Genomic DNA, 25,689 nt, shown 5'->3' with positions numbered 1-25,689 from the left:
ACGGGGCCGGGCTTGGTGGTCTGCCGGCCGGAGCGGATCAGGCCTGATGGAGGTTGGCGGTGTTGATGCGGCGGCGCAGCTTGCGGGAGAAGCCGAAGGCGGCGGCGGCGCCCAGAACGGGCAGGGGGCCGGGCACGGAATCGCCGGGACCGGGACCCACTTCGCGGATCAGCTTGTTGGTGATCGCCGTCTCGAAGGCGGCGAAATCGGCGGCGGTCTCGACGAAGCCGGCCTTGGTGGCGCCATTGGCGGGGGTCGCCACGTTCGCTGTCAGGAAGCCGCTGGCACCGGCGCCGACACCCAGGCCATTGATGATGATGCCGCTGGCAACGGCTTGAGCCCTGCGGGTCTGGGCACACTGGGCCTCGGTAACGTTGCCAGGGCACTCTTCCTCATTCCCCACCCCATCGGTGGAGATGTCGATCACCTTGCCGTTGACGCGAGTCGTGTTGAACAGGTTGGTGTTGATGGCATTGATGGCGGCCAGCATGCCGCAGTCAATGCAGGTCCTGTTGCCGATACCGCCTTGGCGGTTCATGTTCTGGAGGGCGGTGACGAAGCTGTTCAGGGAGGTGCCGCCATTGATACCGTCCGTGGTGAGGTCGGTGATGTGCTTCCAGTCGATGGCGAGCGTCGGAGACGCAATCGTCGACCACTGGCCGACGGCGATCGCCAGACCGCCGCCGGCGAAGGTTTCGGCGATCTTGGTCTTGACGGCGGCATCCTGGAAGGCGCTGACGTAGCCGTCCCTGTAGAGGGTGAATTCGTTGTTGTCGATGCTGCCGGAGACATCCAGCGACAGGAACAGCTCCTGGAAGACGTTGGTGACGGCGTGGGCCGGCTGGGAGGTGCCGAACAGGCCGATGGTGACAGCCGCAGCGGCCGCTCCTCCGCGGAGCAGGGGCTTGAGGGTGGATCTCATGGCGGATGGGATGGGGGGACGGTGTGGTGCTCCGGATGACCGGAGCCTGCCTTAACGCAGGCAGTGCACAGGGCCTCCTGGGAGGTGAGCGACCAACGCCCAAAACTTAGCACTGGGTGATAGATCTTTCACCCAATAGACGCAAACTTAACACGGCATTAATCGACGCCCTCCTCCGGGCCCGCCACTCAGCCTTCGCTGTCGTTGCCGGTGGCCATCGCCCGCACCATCGCCTGCTGGGCCATGGCCGTCCCGTGGGCCTTGAGCCGGTCGAGGAAGAGCCGGTTGGCCTCCGGGAAGCGGGGCTCCTCCGCCAGGGGCAGGGGACCGGCGCCATCCAGGCCCGACTCCCCTTCCATGGCCGGCGTGATCACCACCAGATCGGGGTCGAGGGGGGCGTCGTAGCGCCACCAGCGGGCCGGGTCGGCGATGGCCGGATGGATCGGATGGGGGGCGTGCTCCAGGGGGGCGGCCACCCCCTCCCGGCGGCGCTTGGCCAGGTCACCCAGCAGCTGGCTGCGGGTGCGGCCGCGCAGCTGGAACAGCACGAAGGGGTCCTCGCTGAAGCGGTCCCCCATCAGGTAGTAGACGGCGCTGATGTGCTTGCAGGGGTTGGCCTTGTCGGGGCAGCTGCACTCGCTGCGCACCTCCTGGAGCTTGAACGGGAACAGGCGTTTGCCGCTGGCGGCGAAGGCCCGCTCGATGTCGGCGGGCATGATCCCCGCCAGCAGCTGGGCCGACCAGCGGGCCTTCTGGCTCAGGGCCTCCAGCACGTAGCCCCAGTCCTCGTCGTTGAGCACGTCGAGCCAGAGCTTCACCTTGTAGGGGTCCGGGTCGGTGCCCTGCACCCGGGCGTGGACCCGGCGCCCCTCGAAGCGGATCGAGACGACGTTGCCCTCCCGGGCGTAGGTCCAGGCACGCTCCAGGCGCTTCTTGAACCGATAGGAATGGATCAGCTCCATCCACTGCTCCACCCACCAGGGCTGCTGCCCCAGGCCCTGCTGGCCCAGTTGCGTGGTGATGGCGCCGGAGGCGCCGGGGAAGGAGCTGGTCATGCCGCCGGCCTCACGCGGCCCATCCTGCCGCCTGCCGGACCCACTGGCCTAGGTTGTCCCGACGCAGGGCGTGGAGTCCTTGAATCGCATCACGTTCGGCGCCGGCGACGGTTTTCAAAGTCTTCTCAGGACAAGGGTTCAGGATCACTTCGAGGCCACCGGGCAGGAGCGGCGCGATGCGCCGGCCATGCTGATCAAATCGGCCGTGATCCTGGCCTGGTTCGTTCTCACCTACGGGCTGCTGGTCTTCCGCGTCGGCAACACTCCGGGGGCGATCGCCCTGTCCGCCGTTCTGGGTCTGGCGATCGCCGCCATCGGCTTCAACATCCAGCACGACGGCGGCCACGGCGCCTACTCCCGCCACCGCTGGATCAACCGGGCCGCCGCCATGACCCTCGATCTGCTCGGTGGCAGCTCCCTGATCTGGGCCCACAAGCACAACGGGCTGCACCACACCTTCACCAACATCTCCGGCCACGACGACGACATCAACCTCGGCCTGATCGGTCGTCTGTCTCCCCATCAGCCCCATCGCTGGTGGCACCGCTGGCAGCACCTCTACCTCTGGCCCCTCTACGGGATGCTGCCCATCAAGTGGCAGTTCTTCGATGACTTCGCCGATCTGGCCGGCCGTGGCCGCGGCGACCATTCCCTGCCCCGCCTCGGCCCCGCCGACTGGGTGGTGTTCCTGGCCGGCAAGGCGATCTTCTTCTCCCTGGCGTTCGTCATCCCCCTTCAGTTCCATCCCGTCGGTGCGGTGATCGGCTGCTACCTGGTGACGGCGATGGTGCAGGGCGTGGTGCTGAGCGTGGTGTTCCAGCTGGCCCACTGCGTGGAGGAGGCCGATTTCCCCATGGCCGACCCCGCCAGCCCGGCCATGGGTCCCTGGGCCGGCCATCAAGTGGCCACCACCGTCGACTTCAGCCGCTCCAACCCCCTGCTGAGCTGGTTGCTGGGGGGCCTGAACTTCCAGGTGGAACATCACCTGTTCCCCCAGATCAGTCACGTCCATTACCCCCAGATCTCCGCCATCGTCGAGCAGACCTGCCGCGACTGCCAGGTTCCCTTCCGCACCCACCCGTCCTTCCTGGCCGGTGTGGCCTCCCACTACCGCTGGCTGCGGCGCATGGGCCAGCCCCCTGCCGTGCCGGCCCTGCCCCTGCTGCTGCCGGTGATCGGGGAGAGCGCGGGACTCGCCCACCCCTCCGACGTCACCCTGGCCCGCCGCTGAGGCCCCTCGCCGCGCCGCTCCTCAGCCCTCCTCCAGGGCCACCAGGTCCCGCAGCTGGCCCACGTCGAAGCCACCGAGCCATTCCTCACCGCTGCCGACGATGTCGGCGGCCAGCCTGGATTTCTCCTCGATCATGCGGTCGATCTTCTCCTCCACCGAACCGCTGGTGATGAACTTGTGCACCAGCACCCGGTTGGTCTGGCCGATCCGGTAGGCCCGGTCGGTGGCCTGGTTCTCCACGGCGGGGTTCCACCAGCGGTCGATGTGGAACACGTGGCTGGCCCGGGTGAGGTTGAGGCCCACTCCCCCGGCCTTGAGGGAGAGCAGGAACAGCTGGGGGCCGCGGGGATCCTCCTGGAAGCGGTCCACCATCGCCTGGCGGTCCGTCTTGCTGCTGCCGCCGTGCAGGAAGGGCACGTCCTGGCGCCAGCGCTGCTCCAGGTAGACCTTGAGCAGGTGGCCCCATTCGGCGAACTGGGTGAACAGCAGGGCGCGGTCGCCCGCTTCGATCACCTCCTCGAGGATCTCCTCCAGCCGCAGCACCTTGGCGCTGCGGCCGGCGAAGCCGCTGTCGACTCCGCTCTCCTTGAGGGCCAGGGCCGGGTGGTTGCAGATCTGCTTGAGCCGGGTGAGCAGGGCGAGCACCTGGCCGTGGCGCTGGCCGAGGGGGGCGCGGGCGATGGCATCGAGGCTCTCGTCCACGGTCTTGCGGTAGAGCTTCGTCTGCTCCGCCGACAGGCCCACCCATTCGCGCAGCTCCACCTTCTCCGGCAGGTCGGAGATGATCGAGCGGTCGGTCTTGAGCCGCCGCAGGATGAACGGCCCGACCCGGGCCTTGAGATCCCGCAGGGAACTCATGTCGCCGTAGCGCTCGATCGGCAGCCGGTAGCGCTGGCGGAAGAAGCCCTCCTCCCCCAGCACCCGCGGATTGAGGAAGTCCATCAGGGCCCACAGCTCGCTCACCCGGTTCTCGACCGGGGTGCCGGTGAGGGCGATGCGGAAGCGGCCCTGCTTGCCCGGACGGCCCAGGTCGCGGGCCGCCTGGCTCTGCTTGGCCGCCGGGTTCTTGATCGCCTGGGCTTCGTCGATCACGACGCCCTGCCAGTCGATGCTCTCCAGCAGTTCGCTGTCCCGTTGCAGCAGCCCATAGCTGGTGAGCACCAGGTCCACCCCGTCCAGGGCCTTGGCCAGCTTTTCGGGGGTGGAGGGCCGGCGGGGACCGTAGTGCTCCCGCACCTCCAGGTCCGGTGTGAAGCCCGCCGCCTCCCGCTTCCAGTTGGTGAGCACCGAGGTGGGGGCCACCAGCAGGACGGGACGCTTCAGTTCCTGCTCCACCTTGAGGTGCTGCAGGAAGGCCAGCAGCTGCACCGTCTTGCCCAGGCCCATGTCATCCGCCAGGCAGGCCCCCTGGTCGAAGCGGTGCAGGAAGGCCAGCCAGCCCAGGCCCCGCTCCTGGTAGGGCCGCAGTTGGCCGGCGAAGCCCTCCGGCGCCGGCAGGGGATCGGGGGCCTTCTGCTGGTGGTACTGCTCCAGGACGGCGCTCAGCCGGGGCTTGGCGGTGAACTGATGCACCGGCAGCCGCATCAGGGTGTCGCCGTCGCTGGCCGTGAGCCGCAGGGCATCGTCGAGGCTGAGGTTGGGTTTGGCCGCGCAGAAGCGCTCGGCGTTCCTGAGATCGCTGGGCCGCAGCTCGATCCAGGCGCCCTTGTGCTGCACCAGCGGACTGCGCTTGGTGGAGAGGCGCTCCAGGTCCTTGAGGGTGACCCCGCCGATCATCAGATCCCATTTCCATTCGAGGCTCTCCCCCAGGGAGAAGCCGCGGGAACGGTCCGGCAGCTCGGCCACGATCGCGAGTCCCAGCCGGCTGGCCAGCCCGCCGCTGAGGCTGGCCGGCAGCACCACGCCTACCCCCACATCGCGCAGCTGGGCGGCGGCGGTGCGCACCAGCACGAAGGCCTCGGCCGGGGTGAGCTGCATGGTTTCGGGGGCTGCCGCATCGAGGCCCCGCCCGATCGGCTCGAACACCTGCAGGGCCCGGCCCAGGCCCTCCAGCAGCAGCTGGCCCGGCTCGGCCACATCCACCTCGCCAAGCTGGAGCCGGCCGTCGCCCGCGTTCCAGACCGTGCGGGCCGGCATGCGCAGGCTGGGATCGGCCTCCGCCTGCAGGGAGAAGCGCAGCTCCCAGAGCTCCTCGCCCTCCTCGGGGGTGAACAGTTCCAGGCAGGCCCGGGCCGGGGCCACCCGCCCCGCCACCGCTTCGCGCCAGTGCTGGGTGGCCACCGCCAGCCGCTCCCGCTCCTCCTCGTCCAGGTCGAGCCGGCCGGGGCCGGGGCCGAGGGCCTTCTGCCAGGCCCCCAGCAGGGGATCGAGGCCCTCGGCGGGGGGACGGAAGCCGGCGCGCAGCTGGCCGTCGAGCAACGCCTCCAGCAGGCTGGCCACCCGCAGCCGGCCGCTGCCGGGGCGGCGGCAGGCCAGCCCCCCCTCCCCCGGCGCTCCGGGGGCCATGGCGCAGGTGGCCACCTGGGGCAGCCGGATGGCCATTTCCTCCAGGCGGCGCCGGTCCCCTTCCCGGTTGAGCAGGGGCAGCCAGCGGGCCCGGTCCTCCTCCACCTGGGGCAGCCAGCGACCGCGGGCGATCAGGCTCAGGGCCCAGCGCTCCAGATGGCTCCACCAGCGCAGGTCGTCGGCCAGGCCGGGGTCGTCGCCGGAGAGGGGCAGCCCGGCGAGCCATTCGCCCGCCCCCGCTGGATCGAGGGCCAGGCCCTCCACCCGCCAGGGCCACCACTGCACTTCCTTCGGGATCGGCTCGCCCGCCTGCAGCGGCAGACCGCTCCAGGCCGCCAGACCCTCGCTGGCCGCCTTGCGGCGGCCCCGGGCCCCCTGGCTGCGGCTGGGCAGGGTGAGCTGGGCCTCCGCCGGCCGGAAGGCCTCCGACCAGAGGCCATGGTCATCCAGCCAGGCGCCCAGATCGTCGACGCTGAGGGACAGGGGATGGTCGGGAACGGTGCGCAGCGGTGCCACCGGAGTGGCGACCCTCCAGGTGTCGGCCCAGAGCAGCAGCCGGCCGCCGGCCCCTTCCGGCGGAAACAGCCAGGTGGCATGCAGCAGGCTCATGGCCGCAGGGCGGGCAGGAGGCGCTGGGCGGCCTGCAGCAGCAAGGCGCTGCCGATCAGGGGAAGCCAGAGCGGCAACCAGCCGCGCAGCAGCTCGAGGATCGCGCCGACCGCGCCGCGGGCCAGAGGCTGGTGCAGGAGCGAATGGATCTCCGGGACCGGCAGGGCCAGGGCGGTGACCGCCACGGGGCCTCCGAGGCTGCGGATGCCGCAGACCGCCCCCACCAGGCCGGCGGCCAGGTGGTCGTCATCCGGATCGACGCGCTGGAGGTGAAAGGCCAGCAGGCCGTAGAAGAAGCCGCAGCCCGCCGAGCGCAGCCCGCTCTCCAGGCCAGCCGGCAGGCCGATCAGGGCGGCGGCGAACCCGCCCAGCAGCGCCCACGACAGGGACTGCAGCCGCAGACGGGCACGGGAATCGTCGGACGCCTGGGTCAACGGCAAGGCCATGGCGATGGCCCGATCATGCCTGGCCACCGGCAGCCTTACATTATTCATCGGCTGTGGCCAGTGCTACGGGTCAGCCATTCCATCGCTGCTTAAGCAGCTCAACAGAACGTCTCTCCAGCAAGGCCACTGGGCCTCGGCAGCAGGCCGCTGTTGCGGTCACGGCTTTCCGGTGTTTCCCTGATTCCAGTCACGCGTCACTGCTGCCGGGCAGGGAACGGACTCCCACCACGGTTGGCCACCCCCTTGAGCGCCGCCCATCCGCCACCGCACGCCTCCGATGCCCACCAGGCACGGCGCGCGCTGCCGGAGATGCTGCAGATCGCGACCGCCATCAGCGGTGCGGTCAACCTGCCGGCCCTGCTGCGGCAGATCCTTTCCAGCTCCAGGGATCTCACCCTCAGCGACGCCGGCAGCATTTATCTGGTGGAGGAGGAGAAGGGGGAGAAGCGGCTCTGGTTCACCGCCTTCCAGAACAGCTCCCTGGCCGCCGGCGACACCGGCATCGATGCCACCCTGCTGGATGAGCGCTTCCCGATCACCCCCGAGCGACTGGTGGGCTGGACGGCCCTGCACGGTGAGGCGCTCAACCTGCCCGACGTCTACGCGATCCCCGCCGACCGTCCCTACCGCTTCAATGCCGAACTGGATCGCCGCATGGGCTACCGGGCGGTCTCGATGCTGGTGGTGCCGCTGCGGACCATGGCCGGGGAGGTGGTGGGGGTGATGCAGCTGATCAACAGGAAGCGGGAGTCCTCCTCGCTGCTCACCCCTGAAACGGCCCCCTCGCTGGTGCGCCCCTACGACGCCGGCGACCAGCAGCTGATCGAGGCCCTGGCCGCCCTGGCGGCGGTCTGCGTCGAGCGCACCCAGGCCCTGGAGGGGCAGCAGCGGCAGATCGATTCGATGATCGCCCTGCTGGCGGGGGCGATCGATGCCCGCAGTTCCCACACGGGCCGCCACTGTTCCCGGGTGCCGGAGCTGGCGCTGCTGCTGGCGGAAGCGGCGGAGGCCACCCAGGACGGGCCGCTGGCCCCCTTCCGCTTCAAGGGGGAGGCGGAGCGCCGGGAGTTCCGCACGGCGGCCTGGCTGCACGACTGCGGCAAGATCGTCACCCCCGAGGCGGTGGTGGAGAAGGCCACCAAGCTGGACGCCCCCGCCAACCGGCTGCACGAGATCCGCACCCGCTTCGAGGTGCTGCTCCGGGATGGACGCATCGCCAGGCTCGAGGGTCTGCTGGCGGGCGGCGATCCGGACGTGCTGGAGCGGGAGTACGCCCGGCTGGAGCAGGAGCTGCACCAGGATTTCGCCTGCGTGGCCCGCTGCAACCTGGGCAGCGAAGGCACCGATCCGGAGGATCTCGCCCAGCTCCGGCGGCTGGCGGAGCGCACCTGGTGGCGCCATTTCGACGATCGGATCGGCCTGGGCTGGGAGGAGCAGACCCGGTACAGCGGGCCGCCGCCGCCCCTGCCCACCCGGGAGTCCCTGCTCGACGACGCCCCCCACCACCGCATCCCCCGGCCGCCGGAGGAGGTGCCGGAGGCCCGCTGGGGGTTCAACCTGGCGGTGCCGGAGCTGCTCTACAACCGCGGCGAGCTCTACAACCTCTCGGTGGCCAGGGGCACCCTCACCCCCGAGGAGATCTACAAGATCCGCGAGCACATGATCCACACGATCGTGATGCTGGAGAGCATGACCTTCCCCCCTTCCCTGGCCCGCGTCGCGGAGATCGCGGGAGGGCACCACGAAACCCTCGACGGCCGCGGCTACCCTCGGGGACTGGGGGCGGAGCAGTTGTCGATCCCGGCCCGGATCCTGGCCATCGCCGACATCTTCGAGGCCCTGACCGCCGCCGATCGGCCCTACAAGCGGGGCATGCCCCTGTCCCAGTCCCTGGCGATCCTGGCCGGTCTGCGGGATCGCGGCCGCATCGATGCGGACCTGTTCGCGCTCTTCCTGCGATCCGGCGCCTACCTCACCTACGCGGAGCGCTTCATGGCCGCCGACCAGATCGATCCGGTGGATCTGGACGCCCTGCTGGGGCCCCATGCCTGACCAGCCCCATTCCAACGTCATCCAGGAACTGCTGGGCGAGCTTCACGCCTCCTTCGCCGGGGTCCGGGAAGGGCGGGTGGCGGATTACATCCCCGAGCTGGCCAAGGCCTGCCCCGACGACTTCGGCATCGTCATCGCCACCTCGGGCGGACGCATCTATGAGATCGGTGACACCAGGAAGGAGTTCACGATCCAGTCGATCTCCAAGCCGTTCATCTATGCCCTGGCGCTGAAGATGCTCTCCTTCGACGTCATGGCCAGCAAGATTGACGTGGAGCCCTCCGGGGAAGCCTTCAACGCCATCAGCCTGGATCCGGACTCCGGCAAGCCGCGCAACCCGATGATCAACGCCGGGGCGATCGCCGCCTCCGCCCAGATCTGTGACGCCAACCCCGGCGGGGCCGTCGATCTGCTGCTGGAGTACTTCGCCGAGCTGGCCGGCCGGCCCCTGACGATCAACGAGGCCGTCTACCGCTCGGAAAAGGAGACGGGCCACCGCAACCGCGCCATCGGCCACCTGCTGCGCAACTTCAACATCATCGAATCGGATCCGGAGCCGGCCCTCGATCTCTATTTCCGCCAGTGCGCCATCTCCGTCACCTGCCGCGACCTGGCCGTGATGGCCGCCACCCTGGCCTGCCAGGGCCGCAATCCCTTCACCGGCGGCCAGCCCCTCTCCTATGACATCACCGTGCGGGTGCTGGCCCTGATGGGCACCTGCGGCATGTACGACTTCGCCGGCCAGTGGCTCCACGACGTCGGCATCCCGGCCAAGAGCGGCGTCGCCGGCGGCGTCATGGCGGTGATTCCTGGACGGCTCGGCATCGCCACCTATTCACCGCCCCTCGACGGTTTCGGCAACAGCGTCCGGGGGGTGGCGGTCTGCCGCCAGCTGTCGGCGGGAGTGGGCCTGAGCCTGTTCAATCAGTACTACCAGGTCGATGCCACCATCCGCCGCTCCTACCAGGGCTCCCAGCGCAAATCGCGCCGCTGGCGCAGTGAGCGGGAGCTGGAGATCCTGGCGCCCCACCGGGACGAAGTGCGCATCATTCACGTGCAGGGGGTGCTCGATTTCGGCGGCATCGAGCAGCTGGCCGCCGAGCTGGTGCGGCTCAGCGGCGACGTGCGCATCCTGATCCTTGATCTGGCCCACGTGACCGAGTGCCCGATGGAGTCCTCGGGGCTGCTGGACCGCCAGCTCTGTTCCCTGGAGGATCAGGGGGTGGAGATCCTCCTGTCGCGGGCCGGCCGGTTGCCCCTGGTCTCCAGGGCCGGCTGGGCCATCACCGAACGGATCGATGCCTATGAGCACCTGGATTCCGCCCTCGAGGCCGCCGAGGAGCTGCTGCTCACCTGGTACGCCCCCGCGGCCGACGCGGACAACGGCGACGACGACGATCTGGCGGATCAGGGTGTCCTGGCCGCCCTGGGGGCGGACCACCGCCGGATCCTGGCGGAGCACCTGGTGAGGCGATCGTTCATGGCCGGGGATTTCGTGATCCGCCGGGGGGATCCCGGCGACGAGCTGTTCCTGGTGCGCTCCGGCTCCTTCGACATCGCCCTCGACATCAAGACCGGCGACGGACAGAGCCATTCCACCCGGCTGGCCACCTTCGGCCCCGGGCTCTGCTTCGGCGAGATCGGTTTCGTGGCCCAGACGCCGCGCACCGCCGACATCATCGCCACCCGCCCCGGTGAGTGCTGGGTGCTGCACCGCAACGCCTTCGACGAGCTCAGTGCCAGCCATCCCGAGGTGGTGATCGCCCTGCTCAAGGCGCTCACCTGCGACATCGGCGCCAAGCTGAGCCAGACGAGCGTCCAGCTGACGCTGATGGAGCACTACTGAGGCCGGCGGCGCGACCCCGGGCCCCCGCGCTGGGCGATCATGCCTGTCCCAGGACCTCTCCCTGCGTTGTCGTGATGGCTGCCGATTCCACCCGCCCCAGGCCCCGCAGCGGAGCCGAGATCCGGGAGGCCTTCCTCGCGTTCTACGAACGGCAGGGGCACCGGCGGATGGCCAGCGCCTCCCTGGTGCCCGACGACCCGACGGTGCTGCTCACCATCGCCGGCATGCTGCCCTTCAAGCCGGTGTTCCTCGGCCAGGCGCCGCCGCCGGCGCCCCGGGCCACCAGCAGCCAGAAGTGCATCCGCACCAACGACATCGAGAACGTGGGCCGCACGGCCCGGCACCACACCTTCTTCGAGATGCTGGGGAACTTCTCCTTCGGTGACTACTTCAAGGAGGAGGCGATCGCCTGGGCCTGGGAACTCACCACCGAAGTCTTCGGCCTCGATCCGGCCAACCTGGTGGTCAGCGTCTTCCGGGAGGACGACGAGGCCGCCGCCCTCTGGCGTGATGCCGTGGGGGTGGATCCGAAGCGGATCATCCGCATGGATGAGGCCGACAACTTCTGGGCTTCCGGCCCCACCGGCCCCTGCGGCCCCTGCTCCGAGATCTACTACGACTTCCACCCGGAACGGGGCGACGACGGCATCGACCTGGAGGACGATAGCCGCTTCATCGAGTTCTACAACCTGGTGTTCATGCAGTACAACCGCGACGCGGCCGGCACCCTCACGCCCCTGGCCCGGCGCAGCATCGACACCGGTATGGGTCTGGAGCGCATGGCCCAGATCCTGCAGCAGGTGCCGAACAACTACGAGACCGACCTCATCTATCCGCTGGTGGAAGCCGCCGCCGCGCTGGCAGGGGTCGATTACCGCGCCCTCGACGCCCGCGCCCAGACCTCCCTCAAGGTGATCGGCGACCACAGCCGGGCCATCACCCAGCTGATCGCCGATGGGGTCACCGCCTCCAACCTGGGCCGGGGTTACGTGCTGCGCCGCCTGCTGCGCCGGGTGGTGCGCCACGGCCGGCTGCTGGGCATTGACCGTCCCTTCCTGGCGGTCATGGGGGAGGCGGCAATCGAGCTGATGGCCCCGGCCCATCCCCAGCTGCCGGAGCGCCGCGAGGTGATCCTGGCCGAGCTGGTGCGGGAGGAGGCCCGCTTCCTGGACACCCTGGAGCGGGGCGAGAAGCTGCTGGCCGAGGTGCTCGCCGCCCGGCCGGAGCGCATCAGCGGCGACGCGGCCTTCGAGCTCTACGACACCTACGGCTTCCCGCTCGAGCTCACCGCTGAGATCGCCGAGGAGCACGGCCTGACGGTGGACCTGGACGGTTTCGAGGCGGCCATGGAGCGCCAGCGCCAGCGGGCCAAGGCGGCCGCCGTCAGCATCGACCTCACCCTGCAGGGGGCGATCGAGCAGGTGGCCGGTTCGCTCGAGCCCACCGACTTCCGCGGCTACGAGGCCCTCGACCAGCCGGCCTGCGTGCTGGCCCTGGTGGTGAACGGGGAGCCGGCCACCACGGCCTCTGCCGGTGATGCGGTGCAGATCGTGCTCGACAGCACTCCTTTCTATGGCGAATCGGGCGGCCAGGTGGGCGACCGGGGTGTGCTGCTGGCCGGGGAGGGGGGCGCCGGGGTCGGGGGAGGCCTGATCGTGGCCATCGAGGCGGTGAGCCGCAACCGCAGCGTGTTCGTCCACAGCGGCCGGATCGAGCGCGGCCGTCTGGCGGTGGGCGATGTGGTGCAGGCCCGGGTGGATCGCAGCTGCCGCCGCCGCGCCCAGGCCCACCACACCGCCACCCACCTGCTGCAGGCGGCCCTGAAGCAGGTGGTGGATGAGGGTGTCTCCCAGGCGGGCTCCCTGGTGGATTTCGACCGGCTGCGCTTCGACGTCCACTGCCCCCGGGCCCTGACCCCGGCCGAGCTGGAGCGGATCGAGGACCTGGTCAACGGCTGGATCGCCGAGGCCCACCCCCTGGAGGTGGCGGAGATGGCCCTGGAGCGGGCCCGGGCCGCCGGGGCCGTGGCCATGTTCGGTGAGAAGTACGGCGAGGTCGTGCGGGTGGTGGACGTGCCCGGTGTCTCGATGGAGCTCTGCGGTGGCACCCATGTGGCCAACACCGCCGAGATCGGCCTGTTCCGGATCGTCGCCGAGACGGGGGTGGCGGCGGGCATCCGCCGCATCGAGGCCGTGGCGGGTCCGGCCCTGCTCCCCTATCTGCGGGAGCGTGACCGGGTGGTGCGCGAGCTGGCCGATCGCTTCAAGGCCCAGCCCGGCGAGATCCTCGAGCGGGTGGCCCTCCAGGGAGAGGAGCTGCGGGCCAGCCTCAAGGAGCTGGCGGCGGCACGGGGGGCCCTGGCGGCGGCCAAGGCCAGCGCCCTGGCGGAGCGGGCCGAAGCGCTCGGTTCCCATCGGCTGCTGGTGGAGCGCCTCGATGGCGTCGATGGCGCCGGCCTCCAGGAGGCGGCCCAGCGCCTGCAGCAGCAGCTCGGGGAGGGGGCGGCGGTGGTGCTCGGCGGCCTGCCGGACCCGGCGGACCTGGGCAAGGTGATCCTGGTGGCGGCCTTCGGCCCCGCGGTGGTGGCCTCCGGGGCCAAGGCGGGGGCCTTCATCGGTGGCATCGCCAAGCTTTGCGGCGGCGGCGGCGGTGGCCGGCCCCAGCTGGCCCAGGCGGGGGGGCGGGACGGCGCCGCCCTCGATGGGGCGCTGGCGGAGGCCCGTCGGCTGCTGACCGCCCAGCTGGGTGGCGGCTGACGCTCCCTGGCTGAGGCTCGCTGGCTGAGGCTCAGAAGCGGTAGTTCACCCGGGTGTAGAGCCCCTGGCCCAGGAGCCAGTCGTTCCAGGGGCCCAGGTTGTCGGTGGTGGAGAAGGGCACGGCCCAGCCCAGCTCCACCGACCAGTGGTTGCTGGCCAGCCAGCGCAGCAGCACGCCACCGGAGCCCACCGTGTCGCCGAAGCTGCCACCGCTGAAGCTCGTGCGGATGCCGCCGGCACCGATGAAGGGGACGAGCTGGAGGGCACTGGTCTTGCTGTCCCAGAAGGTCCAGACCGCTTCGGTGCTGGCCAGCCAGCCGCTGTCGCCGCTGATCAGCTGGCCGGGCAGCCCGCGCAGCCCCACATCGGAGCCGAGGGTGAACTGCATCGAGGAGGTCAGCGGGGCAAAGGCCAGCTGGGCGGCGGTCCGCAGGTTGACCTGCCAGCGGGGGGAGACCGTCCAGGAGGCGGAGAGGAAGCCGCCGATGGCGGTGGCCCGGCCCGCCACGATGCCCGCTTCGGCCAGTTCCTGGCGCTGGACGGTCGGGGTCGCCGCGGCGACCCCCTGCAGCAGGTAGGCGCTGCCGCTCCAGCTGCTGTGGCGGCTGGCGCCGCTGCCGTTGACGCCCAGCCGCAGGTAGCCGCCGGCGGGGGCGCGGACGCTGGCGGGCACCGAGACCGGCAGGGCGCTGCCCTGCTCGTAGATGTTGCTGCGGCTGTTGCTGTAGCCGGCGAAGAGGCTCCAGCGCTGGCTGAGGGATTCGCGGAACACCCACTCGAACTGGGCCAGGGCCTGGTACTGGTTCGTGGAGAACCCGTCGGCCGGGGCCGGCAGTTCCACCAGGTTGCGGCGGCTGAAGCCGATGCCGCCGGTGAGGCTGAGGTTGTCGCTGAAGGGGTAGGTGTAGCTGAGGGAGGCGATGGCGGCGCCCAGCTCGGGGGTGTCGGTGGCATCGAGCTCGCCGTAGACCAGCAGGGTGTCCCCGCGCCGCAGCAGGCTCGGCTTCAGCAGCGTGGCCACGGCGCGGAACTCCCCCGAGCCGCTGTTGCCGTCGTTGCGCAGGGACAGATCCCCCTGCCAGGGCTCCCGCGAGGGCTCCACGGCGACGCGGAACACCCCTTCGGAGGGGTCGCTGCCCAGCCGGGCCAGGGTGCCCCGCACGCTCTCGATTCCCGGCTGCCGTTTGAGCAGCTGCAGCTGCAGCTCCACCGTCGACAGCCGCAGGATCTGGCCCCGCAGGGGGCGCAGCAGCCGGCCGACGCGACGGTTCAGCCAGGGATCGCTGCCGGAGACCTGGATGCCGACCACACGGCCTTCCACCACATCGAGATACCCCGGCGCCGGGTCGCTCACCACATAGACACGGCTGCTGACGTACCCGTCGAAGACGAGCCGGGTGCTCAGGGCCACGGCGCAGGCCTTGAGCCGTTCCTGGGGATCGGTGATCCGGCTGCATTCGGCCAGGATCGTGGGTACCTGCTCAGGGGTGTAGAGCGTCAGCCCGCGGATCTCCGGCAGGGGGGCCGGTGCCAGTGAGGTGGGGGGCTGGGGGGCCGGTTCCGGGGCGGCGGGGCCAGCGCCGGCGGGCGGGGCTCCGCCGCCGTCGGGCTGGGGGGCGGGAGTCTCCAGGGGGCGGACGTCGACCGGAGGGGCCGGCTGGGGCTCGGCGGGAGAGGGCCGTTCCAGCTGGCGGGGCGGGCCCGGAAGGCGGATCGGCCCATCCTGCAGGGGCGGAGCCACCAGCTGGGCGAGAAGGAGGAGCATGCAGGGTGGGCCGAGTTCCCGCTCAGAAAGAGAGGCTGGTAGCTTGCTGAGGTGTTGATGAGATCAGGTGGACTAACACCTGAGGCGTGAATGATGACCCAGCAAGTGGTTCAGCCATCGGCGCCTAGGGAACCTACCTGCGGTTGTGAAGAGTGGGGACAATCTTGAGTAACAACCGCTACTTTTTGCCCGGTGAGTTGGTCCGGATCCGCCTCATTTGTCCGGCATGGCTGACGCAACGGCAGTCTCGAATCCTGCCGCTGGGGCTCACGGTTGTGCTGGGCCTGCTGGCTTCCCCCGTCGCCGCCGGTGAGATCACCGCCACCGGCGGGATCCTCGGACTCGGCAGTGTGGTCAATGGCCAACTCGGCGGCAGCTGCTCCAGCGGGGCCTGTGCGATCCGGGGGGGCACCTCCGCCGGGGCCAACCTCTTTCACCGTTTCTCCGCCTTCGACACCCGCGGGGCGATCACGGGGGTCACGCTCGATGTGGGTGGGCATCGCAACGTGATGGTGGGGGTCACCCACCCCCTGGGCAGCTTCATCGACAAGGCCGTCACCCTCAGCGGTCCGGCCAACCTGGTCTGGCTCTCCCCGGGGGGGCTCCGACTCAGCGGCGCCGGCACGTTCACCAACGTCCAGCAGCTCAACCTGACGACCGCCACCACGTTGCGGGTGGGCGACGGGCGCTTCGACGTGCTCGGCACCACGGCCGCCGCCGCCACCGCCTTGACGGGCACTCCGCTTCTGGGCCTGTCCGGTCTCAGCACCGACCCGGCCAGCCTGGGTCAGATGGGCCTCTCCGCCCAGGGGGACCTGGCCATCGACGGCGGCCTGCTCACCGTCGATGGGGGCCTGCTTCTGGATGCCCAGGGCGGCCACGTGCTGCTGGGGGGATCCCGGCTGCAGGCGCCTGGCGGCAACGTGGCCCTGCAGGGGCAGGCGGTGTCGCTCCAGGACAGCACGGTGGAGGTCTCCGGCCCGGACGGCGGCCGCATCCGGCTGGCCGGGGAAAGGGTCTCCATGGCCGGCTCCAGCCTGCGGGCGGATGCCAGCGGCGCTGGCCGGGGCGGGAGCATCGAGATCCTGGGCAAGCAGCGGGCCGAGGTCCATGGCGTCATCAGCGCCCGGGGCGGTCCCCAGGGCGGCGATGGCGGCTTCGTCGAAACCTCGGCCAGCAGCCTGGTGCTCTCCACCGCTCCCGATCTGTCGGCGGCGCGGGGGCGGGGCGGCACCTGGCTGATCGACCCCCGCGACATCGACATCGTTCCTGCCGGATCCGGTGGCGGTCCTCCGCCCGGCGGTTCCGGTGGCGGATTGCCGGGCTCGGCGTCGCTGATCGACGTGGGGCTGATCAACACCGCCCTCAACGGAGGCCAGACGGTGATCGTGGACACCACCGACCCCGCCGGGACCCAGTCGGGGACCATCTCCCTGCTGGCCCCGGTGCAGAAGACGGTCGGGGCGAACGCCACCCTGGAGCTGAGGGCCGACGGCAACATCCAGATCAACGTCCCGGGCGTGGATCCCACGGCCTTCTCGAACACTTCCGCGACCGGGAGGCTGGATGTCAATCTCTGGTATCAGAAAACTGCCGATCCCTCCGCCCCCATGGGAGCGATCAGCTGGCAGAAGGGCGCGGTGGACATCAACACCGGAACCCTGCGCACCTTCCAGGGGGCGTCCCGGATCGACGGCAACATCGAACTCACCGGAGCCATCGAACCCTTCCAGCTTCGTTCCGGCACCATTCGGACCGGAGAATTCAGCTGGAGCCCCACAAGTTTCGGGGCCATTCAGCTATCGAGCTTCAATGATGGCCGGCCGGCCGTTCTGGATATCTCCAGGCGTTATGTCCAGGGGCCCGGCCGCAACGTCACCGCCTTCTCGACGGCGCTGCTGCAGATCGGCCCTTCGGCCCTGAGCAGCCTCATCGACGGCGGCACGGTCACGGATCTCACACCCGTCAAGACCACCCTGATCAATGTCGCCACGGGGGCGACCCTGGCGCTCAACCAGGCCACGATCGCTGGCCCGAATCTGGCCGTGGAGAGCGGGGCCCAGCTCCAGCTGTCGGGGGCCAACCAGCTGGCGGCCCTCGAGAACGCCGGATCGATCGTGATCGCTCCCGGCGCCACCCTCGACCTGCAGAGCGCGGCCGTCTCCCCCGGGGCCTCGATCACCCTGCAGGGCAATGGTTCGGCGCGGCTGCTGGTCGACGGCGCCGCCTTCCGGAATGAAGGAACGATCCAGGGATCCGGCCTGATCGAGGTGGGTTCCGGTCTGGGGACGTTCACCAACGGAACCTCCCTGCTGCCGGGGGCACCGGAGGCGTTGCTCGATCCGGTCGGCGCGCTGCAGATTCGTGCCCGCAGCCTCACGCTGGAGCCCAACAGCCGGCTGCTGTTCGATCTCTCCACCCCCGACGAGCTCTCCGTCTTCGGCGACACCTTCCTCGGCGGGGGGCTGGAGGTGGTGTCGCCCCCGGTCGTGGGGGTCATCACCCCCTTCGAGCTGATCCGGGCCCGTGGCATCACCGGCGCCTTTGATCCCGCCCAGATCGTTCTGCCGATCGGCTTCACGCTTCAGGGCGTCGTCACGACCGGCGATCCCCAGCTGCCGTTCAGCTTCGGTGGCGATCTGGCGGCGACGCTGCCGCCGCCCCCGGCCCCGCCGGATCCGCCCGTCATCCCCACACCGCCCGTCACCCCGCTCCCACCCCAGGCGGTCACGCCTCCGGCAACCCCATCACCGTCCTCCCCGCCGAGCCCCTCGAGCCCGCCGGCCCCGTCGTTCCTCCTGCCCGATCTCGGCTACCGCATCTTCCCCTCGACCCAGACAACCCCCTTCGGCTCCACCGTCAGCAGCAACCGGCGCGGGGTGGGCTCCGATGCCCTGGCGGTGAACCTCTCGGAGGCGGATTTCAGTCTCACCGGCGGGTCGGTGCCGGTGCCCGGCCCCCTCACCACCACCACCAGCAGCCTCTCCACGGCCCAGGTGGCCTCGGCGATCACCGACGGCGATCAGCAGCGCACCGAGGACGTGCGCCGGACCCTCGGGGATGTGGGAATGGCCGGAGATTCCGGCGGGACCCTGCGCCTCGAGGAACTGCAGCAATTGCTGAGCAAGGCCTCCCAGAAGGGGGACCGGGATGACGAGCGCTTCAATCCGGCCGTGCTGATGGTGTCCTTCACCGAACAGAAGCCCGCCGCGGGCGAGGAGCCCAAGGCCGCCGACTCCAGCGGCAAGAAACCGACCAACTCGTTCCTCGATCTGATCCTGCTCAGCCGCCGGGGGGAGCCCGTCGGCAAGCGTGTCGAGCTCTCCAGGGAACGCTTCGGGGAGCAGCTGCGGGCGCTCTACCGCCAGCTGGCCCGCCTCGAGCCCCTCCAGGTGGAGAATCCGGACTCCCCGTCACGGCAGATCCACCGGGCCCTGATCGAGCCCATTGCTGCGGAACTGCGGGCCAAGGGCATCACCACCCTGGTGATCGTCGCCGACCGGGGCCTCCAGGGCCTTCCCTTCGCGGCCCTCCACGACGGCACCAGCTATTTCGGAGATCGCTACGGCTTCTCGATCACCCCGTCCCTCAACCTCACCTCCTTCGGGCCTCCGCGCCAGACCCGGGGGCGGGTGCTGGCGGCGGGAGCCTCGGAATTCGAGGGGCTCAGCCCCCTGCCCCTGGTGCCCGAGGAACTGGCCGGCATTCCGGAGGGGGTCGGGGTCGACCGGTTCCTCAACAAAAACTTTTCCCCGGAGGTGCTGCTGAGCCGGGCCGCCGACCCGCGCTACGAGCGCCTGCACGTGGCCACCCATGCCGAATTCCTGCCCGGTGGCCCCTCCCAGGCGCGCATCTACACCGGCACCGGCTCGGTGAGCCTGCAGGAATTCGCCAGCCTGCGCCAGCAGCGCAGCGGCAGCCCGCTGGAACTGTTCGTGCTCAGCGCCTGCCGCACGGCCCTGGGCGACAGCGACAGCGAACTCGGATTCGCCGGCCTGGCCCTGCAGGCGGGATCCCGCAGTGCCATCGGCACGCTCTGGTATGTCGACGATGTCGCCACCTCCGCCTATTTCCTGCAGCTCTATCGCTTCCTCGACCAGGGGATGCAGAAAGCCGATGCCCTGCGGGCCACGCGCCAGGCCATGTCCACTGGCAAGGTGCGGCTGGAAGGCGATAAGGTCATCGGGTCCGATGGCGTTCCCCTTCTCACGGAGTTGAGCCCATCCCAGCGGCGTCGGATTGCGGCAGGCGTGACCCATCCCTACTTCTGGGCCGGGGTTCAGTTGATCGGGACTCCCTGGTGAGGCCTCACCCACGGGTTCCGTGGCCCGGTTCCCTCCCCCTGCCTCACCTGACGCGCCTCTCCGGCAACCCCGGTTCTTCATTCTGTGCCTGATCTTCCAGCCGTCTTCAACGTCTTTCTGATGCTGGCGATGGCCCATTTCGTCGGGGATTTCGGGCTCCAGAGCGATCGTATGGCCCGGGAGAAATGCCCCGGTTGCGGTGTGACCCTCGGCTGGGGTTGGTGGCTCACCTCCCATGCCGCCATCCATGGGTTTCTTGTGGGCGCGATCACCCAGTCCCCCCTTTTGGGTGTGGCAGAGTGGATCGTGCATCTGTTGATTGACTTCGGCAAATGCCGTCGTCTCTGGACCCTGTCGTTCGACCAGGCCCTTCACATCATCACCAAGCTCCTCTGGGCCTGGCTGGCCATCCAGCATGCATCGCCTGGGTTCTGGTTGTCATGAAACGTTGCCGTCAACTGTGGTCATGAAGACAGTTTTCATGCGGAAATCGGTTATTCAGAAAGCGATCCTGGACAGAGGGGCCATGAGCAAAGCCGTTGTCGACCAACGCCAGGCTGCCCGTCACACGGCTGTCCGTCATATGGCTGGAATTCGCCCCGGCCGCAGGGGCCTGATGGTGCTGGCGGCCGGCCTGCTGACCCTGGCCCCGCTGGCGGTGCTGGAGCCGCCGCAGGCGCAGGCCCAGAGCGAACTGCGCAAGACCTTCCCGGGGCGCCGCGTCGGCGGAGGAACCCGCGGTGACTGCTCCAGCCGCCTGCTGGCCCACCTGGTGCCGGACAGCAGCGTCTTCGCCCCCGGCAAGGACCGCTACCTCGGCCTGCTCGAAGGCCCCAGCGCCTCCCCCAGCCCGCTGGAAATCACCTTCCGGCCCCTGAGCGGACGCGGCACCGCGGATGGTTCGATGGCCTCGGGCCAGCGCCGGGTGCTGCCGGCCTCCGGCCCGGGCATCACCCTGATCAGCCTCCCCTCGGTGAAAGTGCCGACGATGTGGGAGTCGAGCTACCTCTGCCCCGGGGCCGCGGCGACCGCCACCCCCGCCGATCCGCTCAACTTCGTGGCCGCCGAATCGCCGCCGGCCCTCAGCCTGCTGGTGAGCGATGCCTCGAAAGAGGATGGGGCCGTGCAGGCCTCCCTGGCGAAGCTGCGCCACTCCTGCGGCGCCAGCGTGCCCCGGGCGGAGGTCGGCACCGCCTTCGGTCTGTCCGACCTGATCACGGCCCAGTGGCCCGAGCAGATTCCAGTGCGCTGTCCCGCCTGAGGCCACCCCGCAGCTCCCAGATCCGCAGGGGCTCGGTGCGCCCCTTGACATTGAGCTCCCCCCAGTCGAGCCACTCCAGCGGCAGGCCCTTGGGCAGCAGATCCAACGTGCTGGAGGACACCAGCACCCGGCAGAGATTGGTCTGACGCTGCTTGTCAAGGCTCTCCAGCCGGGCGGCGCAGTTCACGGCATCGCCGATCACGGCGTATTCCAGCCGTTCGCTGCTGCCCATCGATCCGGCCAGCACGGCGCCGGAATGGACGCCGATGCGCAGCCCCATCGCCGGCAGTCCCTCCTTCTGGAGCTCCTCGTTGAGGCTGTCCACGGCCCGCTGGATGGCCAGGGCGGCATCGATGGCCGCCTTGGCATCGGCCTCCTCGCCGCTGCTCAGGGGGGCCCCGAAGACCGCCAGCAGGCCGTCGCCGGTGAACTTGTTGACCATCCCGCCCCGGCGCGTGATCGCGGGAACGAACAGGGCCATGCCCCGGTTCAGCCAGTCGAGCAGCTCTCCGGGACTGAGCCGTTCCGACACGCTGGTGAACGAGCAGGTGTCTGACATCAGCACGGTGACCGGCAGCTGGCGCCCCTCGAAGCGCCCGTCGCTGAGCAGCCCATCCCGCTGGTTCCAGAGCTGGCGCGCCACGGCCGGGGAGGTGGTCTGGCCCAGCAGCCGCTCGATCTGCTGGCGCTGCTTCTGGCTGGAGGCGCCCCGGCGCACCCAGCCCGCGCCGGCCATGGCGATGAAACCCGTCAGGGGCAGGCTCAGACCCACCCAGACGAAGTTGTAGAGCAGCAGCACGGCGCCACCGACCATCAGGCTGGCCACCAGCCCCACCACGAGCACGCTGCGGCGCAGCAGCAGGAAGGCTTCCCCCAGCACGATCCCCAGCACCACCGCCACCACTTCGGCGACCCGCTCCACCCAGCCCGGCAGCGTCCGCAGGCGCCGGGGGTCGCCGGCGACGCTGCGGTCCATCAGGGCGGCCAGGCGATGGGCATGGATCTCGACGCCCGGCACCAGCAGTTGACTGGCCCCGAGGGTGGAGCGGGTCTGGGGCACCGGGAACAGGTCCCGCAGGCTCGGCGCGGTGCTGCCGATCAGCACGATGTGGCCACGGATCTGGTCGGCGGGGATCGGCCGGCGGCCGAGCACATCCTGGAGGTTCCAGAGGTGGAAGCTGCCGAGCTGGTGGAAGGACAGCATCTGCTGGTATCCAGCGGCATCGAGCTGGTCGTAGCCCCCCGACGCCGGATCCAGCCAGGGGCCCGGTTCGCTCCCCTTCTCGAGCCGCTGCCGCAGGCTCCGCTGGCCCTTGCCCACCTCCAGCAGGCGCAGGGCCAGCGACACGGTGGCTTCGTCCTGCCCGGCCACATGCACCAGATCGCGGCGGAGCACCCCGTCGGTATCCAGCACCAGATCGTTGAACCCCTGGCGATCGGCCGGTGTCCCGGGCACCGGGCCGATGGCTTCGGCCACGTTGAAGATCGAAACGAGGCGGGGATTGGTGCGGAACCGTTCGCGCAGGCAGGCCTGGTCGGGGCCCACGCCCTGGTCGCGGTAGATGTCGAGGCCGATCGCCACCGCCCCTCCGGCGCTCAGCCGGTCGATCGCCTCGCACAGCACCCGATCGTCGATGGGAAAGCCGTAGGTGGCCAGGTCCGACTCGTCGATGCCGATGATCGTGATCGGCTTGTCCGTGCCCGGCGGCGCCGGACGCAGGCTGGTGATCAGGTCGTAGAGCAGCAGGTTGAGGGTTTCGTTGACGGGGCTGCGCTGCAATGCCAGCAGCAGCAGGCCGGCGGCGGCGTAGGGGACGAGCGAGCGGAGGCCATCCCCCAGATGCAGGGCCTTCAGCCGGGCCAGCCAGGTGGCTGCCTTGGAGTCGGGCGGGGTTCCGCTGTCCATCAGCTGCCCTTGAAGGCGTAGAAGAGTCGCTTCATGGTGTCCAGCAGAGCATTGGAGCGCTCCGCGTGCTGTTCGCGGTCGAGGCTCTTCAGTTCCGCCTGGCGCTCCTGGACCATGGCGGCGAAGCGCTCCAGCAGGTCCGGATTTTCGTTCAGAAGGCCACTGATGCTGTCCCGGTCCACCTCCAGCAGCAGGCACTCCTCGGTGGCCCGCACCGTGGCGCTGCGCGGGGCGTCGAGGAAGAGGGTCATCTCGCCGAACACCTCACCAGGCCCCAGCTGGCGCACGGCCACGGTGTGGCCCGGCTCCAGCTCCTTGAGGATCTCCACGCTTCCCCGCAGCACGTGGAACATCGAGCGGCCCTCGGCCCCCTCCTGGACCACCGCCTCGCCGGGCCCGTAGGCCACCTGGTGGCTGCCTTCCACCAGGGTCTCGAGCTGCTCGCTGCTCAGGTCGGTGAAGATGCCCACGCTGGCCAGGGTCTGGCAGCACTGTTTGGGGGACGGCCTGGCGGGGAGCTGGGGCCGGTCCCGGGAGCGGCGGGGCTGCAGCTCACGCACCGGGAAGGGGATGCTCTGGCCTTCCCGGGCCAGGGCATACCAGATCTGCTCGAGCAGGTCGCTGCGCAGGTCGCCGATGGCGCCATCCCCCAGCTCCCGCTGCCACACCTGCAGCTCGTAGGCGATGGCGCTGTCCTGGAACTCCTGGACGCGGATGCGGGGGGCGGGCTCCCGCAGCACCTTGGGATGCTGCAGCACCACCTTCTCCAGCAGGGCCCTGGCCTGGGCGGGCGGCAGGTCGTAGTCGAGGCCGACGCTGAACCGGTTGCTGACGGCCCCGGAGCGGCCCAGGTTGCGCAGCACCCTCTCGGTGACGAGGCTGTTGGGCACGACCACCAGCTGGCCGTCCATGTTGCGGAGCATGGTGTCCCGCCAGCTCACCTGGACCACCACCCCGCGCACCCCCTCGTCCAGCTCCAGGAAGTCCCCTTCGGTGAACTCGTCCCCCAGCTGCAGCTCCAGGCCGGCGAACAGGTCCTTGAGGGACTCCTGGGCGGCCAGGCCGATCACGGCGGTGAGCACGGCGGAGGTGGTCACCAGACCCACCAGATCCAGCCGTGCCGACTGGCGCACCAGCACCACCGTGGCCAGGGCGCCGCTGCCGAGGGTGAGCAGTTGCATCAGCAGCTGCGGCGGCGGCCGCCACAGACCCAGGTGGGCGGGCACCTGCAGGGCTGCCCAGAGGGCCAGGAGGATGGCGGCGTAGGTGAGCAGCAGGTCGTCGGTGAGCAGCACCCACACCCGGTAGGCCGGCGGCAGCCCCTGCAGCGGCAACGAACTCAGCAGGGCCCAGGTGGCGATCGCCAGCAGCGGCAACCGCAGCGGCACGGTGGGCAGGGCCCGGTGGCGGCAGAGGCGGGCCAGCACCAGCAGCCCGGCCGTGGCGGCCAGGGCGCCGATCCAGATCTGCAGCAGGGCCAAGGCGCTCGCTTCGATCGCCCCATCCTGCCGCCGATCCTGGCCGTCGGCTCCATGGCGGAGCAGGCTGGAAGCACCCGTCCCCCAAGTCGATGCGCCCGATCTGCCTGCGCTCCGTCGTCCCGCTGCTGGGCCTGACGGCGCTCGCTTCCTGGCCGGGCACCGTGGTCGCCCAGGTGCAGCTCCGTTGCGAGGGCACCCTGCTCGAGGCCAGGGGCAGCGCTGAACAGGAACGGCCCACCCGCCGCCTGGCCTTCTCCCTGTCCCTCGAGGCCGAGGCCGCCACGGCCGATGGGGCGCTCCAGAGCCTGCAGGAGCGGCTGGCGGCGGTGCGGACCGCCCTGCAGGGGCAGCAGGTGGAGGAGCTGCGGGTCACCTCCCCGAGCACCTGGAAGCGTGAGGCCGAACGCAACCGGCCGGCGGCAGTGACGGCCAGCCTGCAGGTCAGCGGCCGGTTGGTGCCCCAGCGGCTGCAGGCCCTGATCCGGGAGGTGGGGGCCCTGAGCGGGGTGCGGCTGGCGCCGGTGGCCACCGAAGCCGATCGCGGCCTGGATGGGGCGGTGCGGCGCCAGCTGCTGCGGGCGGCCTACCAGGACGCCCTTGAGCAGGCCAGGGAGGTGGCCGCCGCCGTGGGTCTCAGCCGGCTGGCCCCCCTGGAGGTGCAGGTGGACGGCAACGACCTGCGGCCGATGATGATGCGGGCCGCCGCCGCCGAGGCCGCTCCCCCCTTCGATCCCGCCGAACTGGCCCAACCGAAGGATCGGCTGGGCCTGATGGTGCGGTTCTGCGCCCGTTGAGCAGAATGGGCCATCCGCACCGGAGCCCTGAGCCCATGCGCCGCCGCCACCTGCCGAGCCTCTCGATGGTGCCGATCCTGGTGCTCCTGGTCGGTCCCGCCCTCGGGCCCCTGCCGGTGCGAGCCTCCGAAAGCGCCGTGGTGCAGGAGATCCTCGATGGCAACGAGCTGTTCATCGATGGCAAGACGGCCAAGGTGAAGGAGAAGGCCGTCGCCCCCCAGAAGGTCAGCACCCAGAACAGCCGGGGCCAGATCCGCTTCGACAGCGGCGCCGCCGGCCGCCTCAACCGTTTCGCCCTGCTCAAGCTGGGCCAGGGCTGCTTCCTGATCGAAAAGGGTCAGATCCTGGTCTCCGGCAAGCAGAGCGGCTGCACCCGCTCCGCCCGCCTCAGCGTGCGGGGCACCAACTACCTCCTCGACGTCAACGAGTCGGGGGAGGCGGAGATCTCCGTGCTGGAGGGGTCGGTGGAGGTGGAGCCCCTCGCCGACGGGGAACCCACCGGAAAGCCCGCCACCACCGTGGAAGCGGGCCAGAAGCTGCGGCTCTCCCCCGCCGGGGTGGTGCTGGCGATCCTGGGGCTGAGCGTCAGCGACTACAACAGCATCCTGGGCGGTCCCCTGTTCCAGGGTTTCCGGGTGCCGCTGCCCGCCTACGGCTCCCTGGAGAGCTACATCCGATCCCGGGTGCCGGGGGTGAACCTGCCCGTTCCGATCAGTCCGCCGTCGCTGCCCTTCGGCCTGCCGCGCTTCTTCTGAG

16 protein-coding genes are annotated in these 25,689 nt (G+C 70.3%); 9 read left to right on the top strand and 7 right to left on the bottom strand.

Annotated features, from left to right (window positions below):
* Positions 1–37: 37 nt before the first annotated feature.
* Both KUG39_RS02055 and KUG39_RS02050 read right to left on the bottom strand, forming a co-directional pair.
* The gene (locus KUG39_RS02055) at positions 38–922 is read right to left on the bottom strand and encodes a DUF1194 domain-containing protein (protein WP_216912398.1); all 885 of its coding nucleotides are present in this window, start codon (positions 920–922) and stop codon (positions 38–40) included.
* Positions 923–1,110: 188 nt separating this feature from the next.
* Positions 1,111–1,977: an SWIM zinc finger family protein gene (locus KUG39_RS02050; protein WP_190610291.1), complete on the bottom strand. Its 867-nt coding sequence runs from the start codon at positions 1,975–1,977 to the stop codon at positions 1,111–1,113.
* A gap of 79 nt (positions 1,978–2,056) precedes the next feature.
* On the opposite strand from KUG39_RS02050, the gene KUG39_RS02045 reads away from it, so the two are divergent.
* A complete protein-coding gene (locus tag KUG39_RS02045) occupies positions 2,057–3,208 on the top strand; it encodes a fatty acid desaturase family protein (RefSeq protein ID WP_216912397.1) in 1,152 nt (383 codons plus the stop codon).
* Positions 3,209–3,229: 21 nt separating this feature from the next.
* On the opposite strand, the gene KUG39_RS02040 is transcribed toward KUG39_RS02045, so the two are convergent.
* Both KUG39_RS02040 and KUG39_RS02035 read right to left on the bottom strand, forming a co-directional pair.
* Positions 3,230–6,322, bottom strand: coding sequence for a DEAD/DEAH box helicase (locus KUG39_RS02040; protein WP_216912396.1), 3,093 nt, complete (start codon positions 6,320–6,322; stop codon positions 3,230–3,232).
* A complete protein-coding gene (locus KUG39_RS02035; RefSeq protein ID WP_216912395.1) occupies positions 6,319–6,768 on the bottom strand; it encodes a hypothetical protein in 450 nt (149 codons plus the stop codon). The genes KUG39_RS02040 and KUG39_RS02035 overlap by 4 nt, the downstream gene beginning before the upstream one ends.
* 309 nt (positions 6,769–7,077) lie before the next feature.
* Here KUG39_RS02035 and KUG39_RS02030 point away from each other — a divergent pair, with 309 nt between their 5' ends.
* From KUG39_RS02030 to alaS, 3 genes are all read left to right on the top strand, one after another.
* Positions 7,078–8,820 (top strand): HD family phosphohydrolase, encoded by a 1,743-nt coding sequence (locus KUG39_RS02030; RefSeq protein WP_216918190.1) that lies wholly within the window; start codon positions 7,078–7,080, stop codon positions 8,818–8,820.
* Positions 8,813–10,666 carry a glutaminase A gene (glsA, locus tag KUG39_RS02025; RefSeq protein ID WP_190610300.1) on the top strand — a complete coding sequence of 618 codons (1,854 nt, stop codon included), beginning with the start codon at positions 8,813–8,815 and terminating at the stop codon, positions 10,664–10,666. Before KUG39_RS02030 ends, glsA begins: the two co-directional genes overlap by 8 nt.
* A gap of 74 nt (positions 10,667–10,740) precedes the next feature.
* A complete protein-coding gene (gene alaS, locus KUG39_RS02020; protein ID WP_216912392.1) occupies positions 10,741–13,422 on the top strand; it encodes an alanine--tRNA ligase in 2,682 nt (893 codons plus the stop codon).
* Positions 13,423–13,453: 31 nt separating this feature from the next.
* Here the strand turns inward: alaS and KUG39_RS02015 are convergent, their stop codons facing one another.
* Complete coding sequence (locus tag KUG39_RS02015; protein WP_216912390.1) at positions 13,454–15,187, bottom strand: ShlB/FhaC/HecB family hemolysin secretion/activation protein; 1,734 nt, start codon at positions 15,185–15,187, stop codon at positions 13,454–13,456.
* Between the two features lie 275 nt (positions 15,188–15,462).
* On the opposite strand from KUG39_RS02015, the gene KUG39_RS02010 reads away from it, so the two are divergent.
* From KUG39_RS02010 to KUG39_RS02000, 3 genes are all read left to right on the top strand, one after another.
* Entirely contained in the window at positions 15,463–19,491 is a 4,029-nt protein-coding gene (locus KUG39_RS02010; protein ID WP_216912388.1) for a CHAT domain-containing protein, read from the top strand.
* Between the two features lie 120 nt (positions 19,492–19,611).
* Positions 19,612–19,935, top strand: coding sequence for a DUF3307 domain-containing protein (locus KUG39_RS02005; protein WP_094585704.1), 324 nt, complete (start codon positions 19,612–19,614; stop codon positions 19,933–19,935).
* A 139-nt stretch (positions 19,936–20,074) separates the two neighbouring features.
* Positions 20,075–20,752, top strand: coding sequence for a hypothetical protein (locus KUG39_RS02000; RefSeq protein WP_216912386.1), 678 nt, complete (start codon positions 20,075–20,077; stop codon positions 20,750–20,752).
* Here KUG39_RS02000 and KUG39_RS01995 read toward each other — a convergent pair.
* On the bottom strand, positions 20,706–22,658 hold the full coding sequence (locus KUG39_RS01995; protein WP_216912384.1) for a CHASE2 domain-containing protein: 1,953 nt from the start codon (positions 22,656–22,658) through the stop codon (positions 20,706–20,708). The two genes, KUG39_RS02000 and KUG39_RS01995, sit on opposite strands and share 47 nt — an antisense overlap.
* Complete coding sequence (locus KUG39_RS01990) at positions 22,658–24,139, bottom strand: mechanosensitive ion channel family protein (RefSeq protein WP_216912382.1); 1,482 nt, start codon at positions 24,137–24,139, stop codon at positions 22,658–22,660. The genes KUG39_RS01995 and KUG39_RS01990 overlap by 1 nt, the downstream gene beginning before the upstream one ends.
* A gap of 89 nt (positions 24,140–24,228) precedes the next feature.
* On the opposite strand from KUG39_RS01990, the gene KUG39_RS01985 reads away from it, so the two are divergent.
* Both KUG39_RS01985 and KUG39_RS01980 read left to right on the top strand, forming a co-directional pair.
* Positions 24,229–24,933 carry an SIMPL domain-containing protein gene (locus KUG39_RS01985; RefSeq protein WP_190610311.1) on the top strand — a complete coding sequence of 235 codons (705 nt, stop codon included), beginning with the start codon at positions 24,229–24,231 and terminating at the stop codon, positions 24,931–24,933.
* Positions 24,934–24,968: 35 nt separating this feature from the next.
* Entirely contained in the window at positions 24,969–25,688 is a 720-nt protein-coding gene (locus KUG39_RS01980; protein WP_216912380.1) for a FecR family protein, read from the top strand.
* Position 25,689: the final 1 nt, after the last annotated feature.

Origin of the sequence: Synechococcus sp. CCAP 1479/10, from assembly GCF_019038515.1 — a bacterium.
In the GTDB taxonomy this organism is placed as follows: Bacteria; Cyanobacteriota; Cyanobacteriia; order PCC-6307; family Cyanobiaceae; genus Cyanobium.
Note: the sequence above shows the minus strand (reverse complement) of the source record. Positions and strands in the feature narration are given on the sequence as shown.